Annotated in this window: 10 protein-coding genes; 2 read left to right on the plus strand and 8 right to left on the minus strand. The window is 71.2% G+C overall.

The genetic code is table 11. The features are described 5' to 3' along the window. Positions 1-6: 6 nt before the first annotated feature. The 6 genes from cas6e to OO63_RS24625 all read right to left on the minus strand — a co-directional run bounded on the left by cas6e (position 7) and on the right by OO63_RS24625 (position 8,407). The gene (gene cas6e, locus OO63_RS24600) at positions 7-840 is read right to left on the minus strand and encodes a type I-E CRISPR-associated protein Cas6/Cse3/CasE (protein ID WP_030357568.1); all 834 of its coding nucleotides are present in this window, start codon (positions 838-840) and stop codon (positions 7-9) included. A 4-nt stretch (positions 841-844) separates the two neighbouring features. Next, positions 845-1,708 (minus strand): type I-E CRISPR-associated protein Cas5/CasD, encoded by an 864-nt coding sequence (gene cas5e / locus OO63_RS24605; protein ID WP_030357569.1) that lies wholly within the window; start codon positions 1,706-1,708, stop codon positions 845-847. Beyond that, positions 1,705-2,853 (minus strand): type I-E CRISPR-associated protein Cas7/Cse4/CasC, encoded by a 1,149-nt coding sequence (gene cas7e, locus OO63_RS24610; RefSeq protein ID WP_234311101.1) that lies wholly within the window; start codon positions 2,851-2,853, stop codon positions 1,705-1,707. Before cas7e ends, cas5e begins: the two co-directional genes overlap by 4 nt. Before the next feature lie 35 nt (positions 2,854-2,888). After that, entirely contained in the window at positions 2,889-3,542 is a 654-nt protein-coding gene (casB, locus tag OO63_RS24615) for a type I-E CRISPR-associated protein Cse2/CasB (RefSeq protein ID WP_063750451.1), read from the minus strand. Between the two features lie 5 nt (positions 3,543-3,547). After that, positions 3,548-5,296: a type I-E CRISPR-associated protein Cse1/CasA gene (casA, locus tag OO63_RS24620; protein ID WP_234311102.1), complete on the minus strand. Its 1,749-nt coding sequence runs from the start codon at positions 5,294-5,296 to the stop codon at positions 3,548-3,550. A gap of 222 nt (positions 5,297-5,518) precedes the next feature. Then, positions 5,519-8,407, minus strand: coding sequence for a CRISPR-associated helicase/endonuclease Cas3 (locus tag OO63_RS24625; protein WP_051811145.1), 2,889 nt, complete (start codon positions 8,405-8,407; stop codon positions 5,519-5,521). Positions 8,408-8,509: 102 nt separating this feature from the next. Between OO63_RS24625 and OO63_RS24630 the strand changes: the two genes are divergently transcribed. Together OO63_RS24630 and OO63_RS24635 are read left to right on the plus strand one after the other, a co-directional pair. Further along, the gene (locus tag OO63_RS24630; RefSeq protein ID WP_063750449.1) at positions 8,510-9,751 is read left to right on the plus strand and encodes a hypothetical protein; all 1,242 of its coding nucleotides are present in this window, start codon (positions 8,510-8,512) and stop codon (positions 9,749-9,751) included. Position 9,752: 1 nt separating this feature from the next. Further along, positions 9,753-10,679 carry a nucleotidyl transferase AbiEii/AbiGii toxin family protein gene (locus OO63_RS24635; RefSeq protein WP_051811147.1) on the plus strand — a complete coding sequence of 309 codons (927 nt, stop codon included), beginning with the start codon at positions 9,753-9,755 and terminating at the stop codon, positions 10,677-10,679. A 40-nt stretch (positions 10,680-10,719) separates the two neighbouring features. Here the strand turns inward: OO63_RS24635 and OO63_RS24640 are convergent, their stop codons facing one another. Both OO63_RS24640 and OO63_RS24645 read right to left on the minus strand, forming a co-directional pair. After that, on the minus strand, positions 10,720-12,021 hold the full coding sequence (locus tag OO63_RS24640; RefSeq protein WP_030357576.1) for a hypothetical protein: 1,302 nt from the start codon (positions 12,019-12,021) through the stop codon (positions 10,720-10,722). Beyond that, the gene (locus OO63_RS24645; RefSeq protein ID WP_051811148.1) at positions 12,018-13,085 is read right to left on the minus strand and encodes a hypothetical protein; all 1,068 of its coding nucleotides are present in this window, start codon (positions 13,083-13,085) and stop codon (positions 12,018-12,020) included. Before OO63_RS24645 ends, OO63_RS24640 begins: the two co-directional genes overlap by 4 nt. Positions 13,086-13,259 lie beyond the last annotated feature (174 nt).

Raw genomic sequence — 13,259 nt, forward strand, 5'->3', positions numbered from 1 at the left:
GCACCTTCACCCGGCCGTCTCGCGCCCGCTCTTGAGCGGACCCAACGTCAACAACCCGCACCCATAAGCCTTGGCCGGACCGATGCCGTTCAGCAGGTGGTGGGTCAGCGCCTCAGCGTTGGTGACCTGGAGGCGTCCCTCGAAGGTGACCATGTTGACGATGACCCTTGGTCCTCTGCCGTTCTTCGTGAAGCTGCGCCGGTGGCGGGACGTGATGCGCACCTCTTGGGGGGCCGAGTCGATCCGGCCCGGGAACGTCTGTACGGCCGTAGGGCCCGACCCGGTGGGAGCCGCGGCGTGTACGGCTTCCAGGCCGGGCGCCGGTGGGTCCGTGCGCGATTGGGGGACGGCGAAGCCCCAGCGGTCGGTTCGCTCGAGAAACCAGCGGAGCTGTTCCGCGGCCGTGCGGTGGGCCATCCGGAAGCCGCGCCGACGGGCGGGGTCCTGTTCGGCGGCGATGCGCTTGCGCTGTGCGGCAGTGGGAGACGTGGGCGTCGGGGAGTTCTGCACAGGGTTCGCCGTGAGGCGGAAGGCGAACTCGCGCCCCGGCTCGATGAGCGCGAGCAGGGGCGCGTAGTCGCGTACCAGGGCGTGTTCTCCGGCCGCGTCCGGCCAGCCCGCCCGCTCGACGATGTGCGACCAGTCGGGTCGGGTACGGGTGAGGACGATCAGGTGCGGGCGGTGCGGATCGTCGGAGTCGATCCTCCACAGCGGCCGCTCGTCGCTCGTGGAGGCCGGCAGGCCGCCCATGACCGCACCGTGCACGGCACGCGGGCTCTCCAGGTAGCGGCGGCTCTCCGCGCGGAGTGGGTTGATGCGGATGCGCGACAGGTACGGCATGTGTTCACCGGCCCAGGAGTTCGAAGGGGTCGTGTATGTCGTCGCCTGCCTCGATCTCCGTGGCGGCGTCGGGGTCGGGGAAGCCGGTGGGAATCCGGAGCCATTCGTGGCGTACCCGGCGGCCCAGGAACGCGCGGTCGTGCGGGTCGAAGGAGAGCGGTACGTCCTGGAGGACGTCGTCGCCGTCATCGTCTTCAAGTGTCACCGAGCACGGCACGGTCGCGGGCCGGAACGGGCCGTCGAGGCCGCGTCTGTGCCCCAGTTTGTAGGCGTAGCTCTCCTTCGCCCGCTCCGATGCCTGCCAAGGCAGTTCGTGCAGTACGCCTTCCAGGTTTCCTTCCTCTACGCCGAGGGCGAGTGGCTGTGTCGGTGGACACGATCGGCGGCCGAGAGCGAGGGAGAAGTGAGGCGCGCGCACCGCTTCGTCGAGTCGGACGAGCAGGTCGCGCGGGCCCTCAAGGGCGGCGACGAACAGCGCGTCCTGGAGGTAGTACCGCGAGGTGACGTGCGTGTACTTGGCGGGGGCAGTGGGTCTCTGGACGCCCTTGGCCGAGACGCCGGACTGGGGCAGCGGTTTGCCGCGGAAGTCGCTGACGACGTGGTAGTCCCGCAGCAGCGAACCCGGGACGTCCGCCCGGACTCCCATGCGGAGGGTGAGCAGTTCGTCCAGGGGGGCCTCGCGCGGGAGGCCCAGGGCTGCCGCCAGGAGCCCGGTCACACCGGACTTGGTGGGTTCGGGCTTGGTGTCCCGTACGTTGAACGCCCCCTGCGCTCCCCAGGACTGGAGGGGCGCGGCCAGTCGTAGGACGAGAACGGCCCGGTCGCCGGGCTCGGTTCGCGGCGGCCCGTCCGGTGCGGCAGGCGTCATCGACCGGCCTCGGCGATCGCAGTGGACAGGTGCTCGCCGAGGCCGCTGAGCAGTTCGGGGAAGGTGGTCGCGGGTCCGAACGCCGCTTCCAGCTGCTGCGCCGTCTCGTCCCGGAAGGCGTGGCAGACCGCGCTGAAGGCAGGGGTGTCGCCCCACGCCTCGACGGCGGTGCGGTGTTCGGCGGCCAGGCGTCGGGCGGATTCCGCGGCGATTCCGGAGGAGGGGGTGACCGGCTCCTCGTAGGCGGTGACGAGATTGACCGGTTGGTCGGTGCGCACGGCGACGGACACCAGGCTGGGCAGCGTCTGGTGGGCGAAGGAGTTGCGGTATCCGCTGGGCACGGAGCGGGCGAAGGAGGTGATGAACTTCCGTACGCCCTCGACGGCGGCCGCGTCGTCGCCGAGGTTCTCCCGGAGCTGGTGGAGGCCGACGGTGGCGTACCGGTAGAGCGTCGCCGAGTTGAAGCCGATGGTGCCGATCATTCCGGCGCCGGTCTCCTGCTCCTCCTGGGTGCGGTCGTCGACGGCGGTGAAGTAGTCGAACTCCAGGGTCGCGGAGTGGGTGGAGAGGGCGTGGGCCACTTGGACCGCGGCGTCCACGCGCAGCGCGGCGATGTCGGCCACCATGCGGCCGAAGAGGGCCACGTCCAGGGAGTGACCGGTGCTGAACTGTTCCTCCACGGGCAACTGCTCGATCTCGGCCCGCAGTTCCTTGTCGTCGAGGGCGATGAGTTCGGCGGCGCGGTCGCTGACGAGTGCCGCGACGTTGTCGAGCTGGCGGCGTCCGTAGAAGAGCAGGTAGGCGGTGTCGCCCTTCTTCCGGCCCACGCTGATTTTCAGGGGTGCCAGCAGAGCGTCCGCGAGCCTGCCCGCGGGTTCCTCGGCCAGCCCGGTGCGTTCCCTGAGGTTGCCGGTCAGGGCGCTAGCGACGCGGCGCGTCCGGGTGGCGAGGTCGTGCGCGGGCATGTGCTCGGTGAAGTGCATGCGGGTGGCGCGCTTCCAGGCCTGTGACGAGACCCGGGAGCGGCGTGTGCCTCCGTAGTAGGCCTCCTTGGGGTTGCCCTGGTCGTCTCGGTTGAGATTGGCCGGAGGCACGGTCTGCAGGATGTGCACGTCGACGTACAGACGAGGCGGGAGAAACGTCACGGGGGCTCCGGTCAGGTCGAACAGTTCGGTGGTTGTCAGGTTCCGGACGGCACTTCGGTGGGGCCGTCTGGGGTGCTTCCCGCCGCCGCGGCTCCGTTGTTGTCGGCGCTGTTTTGATCGCCGCGCGCGTAGTAGGCGAGGCCCCACCTGCGGCGCACCCACTGCCGTCGCTCCGGGTGCGACCACTGGCGCAGGTCGCGCGTGAGCTGGTCGTAGTCCAACGGGATGCTCTGCCCCCGCAGTTGGGTGATCAGGCCACGGAGGCGGTACAACAGGGCGGGGACGGAGGTGGTGGTCGCTGCGGCCTCCACCCGGCGGTCCAGGGCGCTGTCGAGGAACTTCTCGCTGTCACGGAGTCTGCGCAGGGCCCGGCCGAGGTTGACGTGCTTGCGGTGCATGGGGCGGTTCTGGCCCTGCTGGTGCAGGCCGTAGAGGGTCACCGCGCCGTGCTCGGCGTGGAGTTCGGGGGTGAGCACGCCGTCCGTCTCCGTGGCGTAGTACGGCCACAGCGCCATGACCGATCCGGCGGGCTGGCCGAGGCCCGACCGCAGGTCTGCCAGTTCCTCACCGGGAGGGCCGTTGTGCTCGACCGAGGGGAGCCAGGTGCCGTCAGCCCGGAGGTAGCGGCGCCAGTACGGGACTCGGCGCGGTTCGGTGCTCTCCGGTCCGGGGAGCGGAGGGTTGGTCACGGTGGTCACTGCTCCGTGGTCGTGGAGTTGTCGGTGGTGGGCGGCTGGCCCTGACGGCAAGCGGTGCGGCGGAACAGGATCTTGCGGAGGTTGGCCCTGAAGAAGGCCTCCGCGGTGCTCTCCCGCGCGATCCGCGTCTGGCCCTCCTTGCCCTTCACCTCCCGGCCGGAGAACGCTGACGCCGCGCCGGTGGCCGAGAGCAGGTCGTCGGCGATCTTCCACGCTTCCCGGTGGGCCCTCTCCTCCCAGGCCAGGAGGCCCTGCTCAGTGCGGTCGAAGTCCTCGTCGCCGACTTCGCGCAGCCCGACCAGGAGCCGTCGCACCAGGGGGTCGAGGGCGTGCAGCAGCGTCTCGCCCGGGTACTGCCAGGTCCCGATGGGCGGGGGTGATGCTCCGACCGCTCGGCGCAGCTCGGCGGAGAGGGCGTTGACGGCCCTGGCGAGTTCTTCGGCCTGTTCGACGACGCCGAGGAGGGCGCCGCGCATGTCGCTGTCGGGGTGCAGGGCGGTGAGCGGCAGCGGGATCTCGTCGTGGTACGTGTCCTCGATGGTGCCGAGCTTCTTTCCGTAGCGGATGCCGGTCAGCTCCACCTGGGCGCCGTACCCGCCGGGCAGGTGATCGCCGACGTCGACGAGCTGGCTCAGCAGGACGCTGGTGTGGAAGCCGTCGGCCTGCACCGTGGCGTGCTCCTCCACGGAGGACTTGCGCACGGCCAGCAGAGCGTCGAGTCCGCGCCAGGCGGCTCGCCCGGTCCTGTGGCGTACGGGACGGAAGTGCGCTTCCCCGCCGGGCCGGTTGTCGCGTCGCGCGGACCGTCCGGCGCGGGCCTGGGCGCTGTCGACGTGCCATGCGGTGTGCGGCTCGTGGTCCATGTCGAGGAGCAGCCGGTCTCCGGCGGCGACGACGGCTCGGGACACCCGCAGTTCGCCGTGGGCGGTGTGTTCGGGCACGAGGCGTACGCGGCGTGACTGCCAGGTCCACACGTCGAGCAGCCCTCGGCCTGCCCGGCTGGTCCAGGCGGGCGTCGCGCACGAGAGCGTCTCCGCCACCTCGCCGCCCTTGGCGCGGCGCTGCCATTGAGGGAGATCGTCCTTGAGGGCCTTCCTGCCGTACGGGATGTTGAGCAGGAGGGTCTCGTACACCGTGGTGCCCAGGGGCATGACGACCCCGAGCTGTCCGAGGGGCCCGACGGGATTGCCTGTCGTCTTCCCCGCCTTCATGTTCGGGTCCCCCGTCGCCCCCGTCTTGATCGCGCCGGTGTCCCAGCAGTGGACGTGCAAAAGCCACCGGGCCGCCTGTGCCGGAGTCAGCTCCGGTGGGTCGCCCTCGGTGCGGGAGGAGAACAGCGGCACGTTGTTCCCCAGGGCCGCGGTGGCGACCAGGACGGCGGCGCTCTTCGTGGCGTCACCGGACGTGGTCAGATCGGCGACCTGGGCGAAGGGGTCGTCGGGTGCGAAGAGGTCGAAGAGATGGTGGTGGGCATCGAGATAGGCAGCCAGCCGTTCGCGCTCCTCGTCGCGGAATCGACCGGCGGTGAACCTGCGCCCCCACTCGGCGGCGTCCGCGGGGAAGCCCAGGGCGTCCACCACCAGGGGCAACAGCAACTGCCGGTAGATCGCGGGTCGTTGGGTGGGGGCGTCGACGAGGAGTTCGGCGTGCAGATGGGAATCGAGCAACAGCTCGCGGACGCAAAGCTCGCGAGGACGTGCGGACCGGTGGCCCACCGGCTGGCTGCCGCCCGGGCGGGCACGCACAGGTAACCACGGCTCATCCAGCAGGTTCCACAACTCGCATCCCCCTCGACACGGCCATCTCCGCCCTGTCCGACCTGTCCGAACTCCGGATCCGGCGCCAGCTTTTCACAACGGAATCACACGCATAGGGCAAACAAGCGATTTCCCGGCGACGCCGCACACCGTGGGGAAGGAGGTGAGGCAGCCCGGGCGACGCACTTCCGCGATGCCCAGGGTTCGGCCCTACGATCCGCCCACGACGCCCTCGTCGACCAGGCCCAGCTCGGCGTCGTACCGCAGGCGACGGCCCTCCAGCACGACCTGGTACTGCGCGTCGAGCACCAATGCCCGACGGATGCTGAGCCGTGGATCCCGCGGCTTCTGGTCCCATGCGGGGAGCGGGTGGAGGACGGGCGGGTGCAAAGGGGCGTAGTCGGCGGGGAGTTCCATCGTGTGGGTGAGCAGGTCATCGATCTGGGCAGCGGGCAGCTGTCCGCCCTCGCCGAGCCGAAGCCCCGACATGGTGCGGTAGCCGCGGGCGTCCCGCACCACCACCACGGCCTCGGCCGAGGGCTCCTCGCCGCGTACGAGCGCCGACAGGTCACGACCGCCCGGCAGGACGCGGGCCGCCACGTAGTGCAGCCCGGCCAGGGTGGCGCCCTCTCCGCCGCCGCGCCGTGACAGCAGCAGGCGGCGCGCCTGGTCGGCACGGGCCCGCCGTACGTCCAGCCACTCCCGTCGGGCGGCCTCCGCACCGTCGCGCCACGCGGCGGGGAGGGTCAGCGGGTCGCCGTACGCGGCGGCCACCAGCGCCGGGATGCGGCGGGGCAGCACCCACGGCTCCCCCGCGCCGGTGACGGCTTCCAGGACCAAATGGGCGGCGACCAGCAGCGGGTAGCGCCCGTACCGCTGCTCGCACGAGCCCAGGAAGCCGGGCGTGCTCGGGACGCCACTCGTGGTGCTGGCCCCTGCGTCACCGGTGGCCATGCCGGTGATCAGGATCCGAGGCGCGCCCAAGCGAGCGGGGCGCCGCCGGAGGGGGTTGCGGTGCAGTCGGCCTGCCCTCTGCAGCAGCAGGTCGACGGGGGCGGGGTCCGTGACCAGCAGGTCGACGTCCACGTCGAAGGCCTCCTCCGCGACCCTCGTGGCGACGACCACCAGCCGACGCGGCCTGTGGCTGCCGTCGCGCGAAGAGAGAGCGCGCAGGCAGAGGTCCGTGCGCAGCGTGCGGTCCCGCGCGGTCATGTGCTCGTGCAGCAGCACCACGTCATCCGGGCCGAAGCGTTCCCGAAGGGCCCGGTAGAGACTCTGGGCGCGGGGCGTCGTGTCGCGTATCGCCAGCGCGCAGCCGCCGTTCTCCAGTTCCTCCGCGAGCCGCGCGGTGAGTGCCGCGTCGGCGGGCTCGGGGCTCGAACGGAGCACGTCCTCGGGCAACACCTCGAAGGTGTAGGGGCGGTCCGGGCTGAAGCTCCCGCATGCCCGTGCCACCGGGGTCGCGGGAGTCGTCCCTCCGTCGAGAGGAGGGCAGATCGCGGTGACCCGGGCAGGGCCCTCCGGGGCGGCCGTCGAGTCACCGTCGTACTCGTCCCGGCCGGTCACTCCGGTCAGGTACGCCTCCGCCACTTGTCGGCGCTGTCCGGGCGCCAGCGTCGCCGACAGCAGCACCACCGGCACGCGGGCCTGGCCGAGCCAGCGCAGTGCTTCCTGGAGGAACTGGGAGCCATGAACGTCCGTCGCGTGGACCTCGTCCAGGACGACCACCTTGCCCAGCAGCCCAGCCATCCGCATCGACGCCCAGTTGCTGCGCGCGGCCGCGTACAGCAGCTCGTCGAGCGAGCTGACGACGAACGGGCACAGCAGTCCACGCCCGGCGCTGAAGAAGAACTCCGACGGACTCTGATCCCCGGTGCGCTCCTGCCGTTGGGTGTCCGCGTCCTCCCCACAGTGGCCGAGGGCCTCCGTGCGCTGCTCGGGCGTCGCGTCATGCAGGGCCGTCCAGTCGGGAGAGAGGTTCTGCCACAGGTGCAGCAGAGCGACGTGTGCGCCGAGCCCGTCCTGTGTGGCCTCCGCCCACTCCTTGACCTCACGGAACATGGGGTCGGCCGTCGACCAGCGCGGCATGCCGACGAACACCCCGTCGTAGCCGAAGCGGGCCGCCAGGATCTCCGCCACCACCAGCCCCGCCCGGGTCTTCCCCTCACCCATGGGAGCCTCGATGATCAGCATTCCGGGGGCGGGCATCGTGCGGGCTGTCTCGGCCGCCAGTCGCTGCACGGGGCGGGGCGGGTCCCCGTAGCGGCGCTCGAACACCCCGTCGTCGGGTACGGGCAGCCGCCCCCACCCTCGGCGCAGGCCCAGCGCCGTCCATGACGTGTCGGCGCGCTCACGGGCACCGGCGAGGGTCACCTTCGCGGGGTCGTCGACACCACCGAAGTACTCCTTGGCGCTGGCCATCTGGTCGGCCATCGCGATCAGCCCGGCGAGGTGCAACTGCTGGGCCCGTGAAGGGACTTCGGCTGGAACCTGCCGTGCCGCCGGGCGTAGTTCCAGAAGTCCGCCCACCTTGTGGAAGAGGGCTCGTTGGACCTCACCCCACCCTTGACGCCCCTCCGCCTGCCCCCGGGCGGGCGGAGGCGGCTTGATCCCGGCGGCCAGCGGAAAGAACCCGTGGTGCCCGGCGATCAGCGGCCAGACCCACTCCACGTGCTCCGGCGGCCACCCCTCCTCTCGCAGGAAGCGCCGCACGAGATACCCACCGGCGTGCTGGTGCGACCATCCGTACCGCTCGACGGTCGGTGCGTGCCAAGTGAGCCCGGCTTCCCGGCCCGCCTTCGCCGTCTCCGGATACTTGCCCTGCCATGCGGGCGTCGCCTTGCCCAGGTCGTGCAGGGCCGCAAGCCACATGAGCAGCTCGCGCCCCCGGCCGGGGCCTCCCGCCATGCGGTCCAGCGTGCCGCGGGTGGCGTGGGCGAGGTAGTCCTCCCAGATGCGCTCCGCCACCGCCGCCGTGTCGAGCATGTGGGACAGAAGCAGATTCGGGGTTCCGTCCGCGTACTTGGCGGTCTTGCCGATCAGCGCCCACACTTGCCGCTCGATGCGCTCGTCACGCTCGCAGTCCGCCTCGCTCCCCACAACTCCCCCTCACCCGGACGACATTGGGCTCACGTTCGAAATCCGTCGGTACGACATCCGTCGGTACGATCCGCCTTCTGAGACCTGTGTCATCCTGCCGCCATGACGGACGACGCACCCCCAAGAGCACATGCATGGTCCGCTGCGTTCGACTCGGACCTGCTCACCGACTACGTGCCCGACGCACTCGGGGCCGCCGACGTCAGCCGCCAACTGGCCCTAGGTCAGCCACTCGACGACGGGCCGCTCCGCGTGGGCCGGATGCGCGTGCCGCTCGCCCGGCGGACGGAGAGCATCCCGATCCTCCCCTGCGTCGAGCGGGCTCGCATGTTCCTGCTCACCGAGCAGGCCCTGACCGTTCATGCGCCACGTTCCGAGGTGTTCAGCTACCGCTCCCTGACATGGCGGTACCGGCCCGCCTACCAAGCGCGGCAACGCCACCTCCAGGCGTTGGCCGCCCGATCCGACCTGCCGCTCGCCCTCGTGCTCGACGTCCACCGATTCGGCCAGTCCCTGCCGCTGAACACCCTGATCCGCGCCCCCTGGATGACCGAACACCTCGCCGGAGCACTCACCGCCCTGCGAACAGCGGCCGGCCGCACACTCCTGCCCGGCCATCGCTGGTCCAATCGGCTCGGCACAGCGGCGCTTGCTCCGCTGGACGACACGGTGGCCGCACTCGCACCAGGCCGCTGGGCGCGCTGGGGCGACGACCTCCACGTGCTCGTGCGGGACCGGGCCGAGGCCGACGAGATCCGCTCCGCCGTGGTGGTGGCGCTCCAGCAACTCGGGCTGAGCCTGTCGCAGGAGAAGTGCACCGTGGCACCAGCCGCCTCCGTCCTGACCGGTCCCGCCCGCGTCATCGACGGCCGACCCGAAGAGGTCTGGCGTACAGGTCTGGCGAACGGCGACGTCAAGGCCCTCCGGTACGGGCTGTCCCGCTCCCCACCGGACGAAAGGGTCACCCGGACGCTCGTCGCCGCCGTCCAGAACCGTCCTGCCCTCCTGCCCCGGGCAGTCCACTATCTCGACCGCGCGGCGCACACACCCGTCGGGCAGGCCGCCACCAAGGAACTGCTGCACACCGTAGAGGCCGACGCGTTCACCGCCGCACGCCTGCTGGCCCTTGCCGCTCGCCATCCAGAGCTCGCCCCCGAAGTCCCCGCCGAGATGTTGGCGGCGGCGGACAACTCCGGGATCGCCCCGCTGCTCGAACTCGCCTTCCGCGTCGATGTGCTGCGTGGGCGCCTTCGCGCGCGTCCGCCCACGTCACGCATGCGGGAGTGGCTGGCCTCGGGCGCCCACCCCCACCATCAACTACCCCAGGTCACTACGCTGTTGTGACATGGAGACTGGAGAGTCGGGCACAGGTTCGTCGAGCCCGCCCGGCTCCCCCCTCGGCGACGGCTGGTACGCCCCCGCCCGGCCCCTCGCGGTCCGCCACCATCTCGAGGCCGCCGCGATCACCCTGCACGCCTTCCAGCGAGCACTCGCCCCGGCCGCCTGGTACCTCAAGGGCTCCGCGGCGCTGGCAGCCTGGATCGGTCCGGCGGCCCGCCTGCCCAAGGACCTCGACCTCGTCGTACCGGACGAAGCCGGCCGCCAGTTCCTGGGCTCGGGCACACTGCCGCCCGGCCCTCGTGGAGAGTCACTGCGTGTGACACGCCACGAGCCGGTGACCTTCAGCTCAGGAACAGCGCCCACGGTGTACCGGGCGCTGGTGGACATCGAGGGGCCGCAGATGCTGCCACCCGTACTCCTTGGACTCCAACTCGTACCGGAATCTGCCCCGGAGGGCTACGAGCGCACCACACTTCTCGACTTTCCCGGCCCGGTGGGAGCGGTCACCGTGCCGTCGGTCACGGGATACCGGTTCCTCACGCAGAAGCTGGTGCGGTACACGCGGCGACGCAGTGGCGGCCGCGTCAACACCCACTGGCAGGATCTGACCGACATGCTCCTCGCCGCGGCCCACCCCTCCTATCCGACCCTGCGCCTCGGGGCACTGCGCCGGGACCTGGCGATCGAGATGCGGGAGCACGGCCGCGCCCTGCCGACGTGTCTCCCGGCTCCGCCTGTCGAGTGGCTCGACTTCTGGGACACGGCGACCTTCGTCCGGGGACTGCCGTTCGGACGGCTGCCCGAGGCAGCGGAGCGCCTCACCCGCTTCTGGGAGCCCGTACTGCGGGACCCGGAGCGCGCGGCGGCGGAGGGCGATGACGCCCTGGCCCCGGTGTGGCAACCGGGCACATGGGACTGGATCACTCCCTGATCCGCCCTCGCACTTGCTGTCGCACGGGCGTGTGGGGCTTTCACAGGCGTACGAAGGCCGCGCGAGCCGAAGACGGCAGGTGCTCCAACCACCAGTCACGCCACCGCCGGGCGTGGAGCAGGTGGTGGTGTCCGGGCTGCCCGGCTCCCGCGCGGGCGAGACCCCTGAGGTAGTCCACCGCGTACGCCGCGCTCTCGGTGTCCAGCGGCTTTCCGAACTCGTGCAGTGCCGCCTCCGGACACGCGGTCCCCTTGAGCGTCTTCGTCACGTGCAGGCTGAAGTAGGCGCGCTCACGTGCCGCGGGGAACTCCAGGGAGGACAGAGGCGTCACCCCGACACCGCTGTGCATGCGCCCCTCGGTACGCCGGTTGGCGGCCGTGACCGCTGCCCGCATGACCGTCCCGTCCGGCACCAGTCCGCTGAGCCCGTCGCCCAAGGTCGCGTGCAGTTGGCCGGTCGGCCGTACGGCTTCGCTCAGCGTGCGCAGGTGCTCCACCAGGGCGTGCTCTCTGGCCAGGCGGAGCCGGTACGTCTCCCTCAGCACCTCGGCCGTGCTCGACCTGCCGGCCAACCAGGCCTCTGCCGTCGGCAGGAGTTCGTGCGCGTTGCCTTCGGCGAGGCGTGCTCCGCCCGTGCGGCTCAGCGTGCCCCACTCGATGTCATGCACGTCCGTGACCGCGTAGAAGTCCGTGGCGGTGCGCCCCTCCACGGTCTTGGTCCAGCCGTCGGCCGACGGGACGCCGGGCATGCGCGGGTCCTCGTCGGGCGCGGCACCTCGTACGCCGTCTCCCCCGCCAAGGGGCCGCACCAGCACACCGGCCAGCAGCGACGCCGCCTGCGCCACCCCCAGGACGTGCGGGGCCCCGCCGATCACCGGGGCGGAGCGAGTCTCCTGGATGCCCGGCCGGTCACGCCTCAGCCGGGCGGCCATCGACACCTCATAACAGGCGAACAACAGGGACTCGCGCCGCTGGGCCTTGCTCCCGCCAAGCTGCACGCGACCCCATGCCCACCCGTGCCGCACCCCGTCGGCGAACCGCATCCGAGGGGGATCCGCCGCGCCAGGACGGATCAGGACCAGGTCCTTGCCGTAGTACGAAGCCGACCATCGGCCGCAGTCCGTACCGCTCGCCACCAGGACCAGGCTGTCGCGCACCGTGCGCAGTCCGGCGTCATGGTCCCCGGCCTCCTCCACACTGGCCCGCAGCGCACTGGTCACCACGATCATGGTGACCTCGCGCCCAGCCGTCTCGGCCATCCGGCCCAGGACGTCCCCGGCGTCCGCGCAGCCCGGCGGAAAGCCTGGCGCGTGCCGTGGCGGCCAGACGAACGCGGCACTCACCGTTGCCTCCTGCGGCGGCGGAAGAGGGTGACGAACAGGCGCCGCAGTCCAGGGAAGGAACTCGTCAGCAGCACCGTGACCAGACAGGTGATCCCCAGCGTCCGGTACAGGGAAGCCACGTCCGCCTGCGGCAGTCCCTGCCAGATCGCCAGGCCGGTTGCCAGCGGAAGACCGATCGCGGCCAGCAGGCCCAGAATGGCGTTGGTCGTCTCGGTTTCCGCCGCCTGGACCTGCCGGGACAGCTCACCCAGGTCACTGACCAGGCTTTGCAGCGCCTCGGGCAGACCGCATCCCCGCTGGAAGTTCCGCATGATCGCCGTACACACGGCCTGCCGTCCGAAGTCCGCGGCCCAGTAGCTGCGGCGGAAGACGAGAAGGTCCCGCTCCAACTGGCCCACCTTGCGCCGCAGCGGCTCGTGCTCCCCCATGCGTGCCACCTCCTGACCGAAGGCGTCAAGGACGATCCGCTGCAGGCAAGCCAGTGCCAGAGCGTCACTCTGCAAGGTCGCCAAGTGGAAGCCGGAGGCGTCGTAGTACTGGTAGTTCGGGGGCTGTTCCGGGTTGGGATCGACCGAGGTCCCCACGAGGGACAGTCCGCGGGCTCCGGCCACCCCCTGTATGGCGTTCGGGAGCCGCAGACGCAGCTCCCGCAGCTCCTCCCCGGCCTCGCGCGGAGGCGGGTACTCCGTCGCGTACAACATCTTCCACAGCCACTGCTCCGCAGCGGAGAGGTCCAACCCTTCGTGGAATGTGGACAGTTCACGCCGTGCGGTGACGAGCACACCGTGCACCATCTCGCGCTCCGTCTCGGCGATGCGACAGCCACGCGGCAACTGCTGCGCCACCCAGTGGCGTTGCTCGCCCTGACGATGGTGCACGTCGATGCTCGCGCAGAACTGCAACGCCTTGGGCAGATCCGCGGGCCTGACGGCCGGGAGTACGCCGTGCAGCAGGACCACACCGTTCGCCGCCGCAGGTGTGTCCATGTCGGTGAGCGCGGCCTCCGTCGGTGCGCCGAGCCTGATCAGCTCGATGGCACTCAGCTGGAAGCCGGCCGGGGACACGGCCTCTTCCTCGTACCGCTTGTGCCATCTGACGTCAGGTGCCCACAGCAGCGGGACAAGCTGTGGGCTGGTGTACGAGGAGCGCCGTGCGGCGTCCGACACCACCTCGTTCGGGCGCCCGACGCGCCAGCGCCGTTCGAGAGGCCCCGGAGCGAAGGATTCGTCCGGTGCTCG

The sequence above is a fragment of the Streptomyces alboflavus genome (genome assembly GCF_000716675.1).
Lineage (GTDB): Bacteria > Actinomycetota > Actinomycetes > Streptomycetales > Streptomycetaceae > Streptomyces > Streptomyces alboflavus.

Excerpts from the sequence above, each read along its gene's own strand:
- cas6e (WP_030357568.1), bottom strand. The coding sequence starts at position 840 with ATGCCGTACCTGTCGCGCATCCGCATCAACCCACTCCGCGCGGAGAGC.
- cas5e (WP_030357569.1), bottom strand. The coding sequence starts at position 1,708 with ATGACGCCTGCCGCACCGGACGGGCCGCCGCGAACCGAGCCCGGCGAC.
- OO63_RS24630 (WP_063750449.1), top strand. The coding sequence starts at position 8,510 with ATGACGGACGACGCACCCCCAAGAGCACATGCATGGTCCGCTGCGTTC.
- OO63_RS24635 (WP_051811147.1), top strand. The coding sequence starts at position 9,753 with ATGGAGACTGGAGAGTCGGGCACAGGTTCGTCGAGCCCGCCCGGCTCC.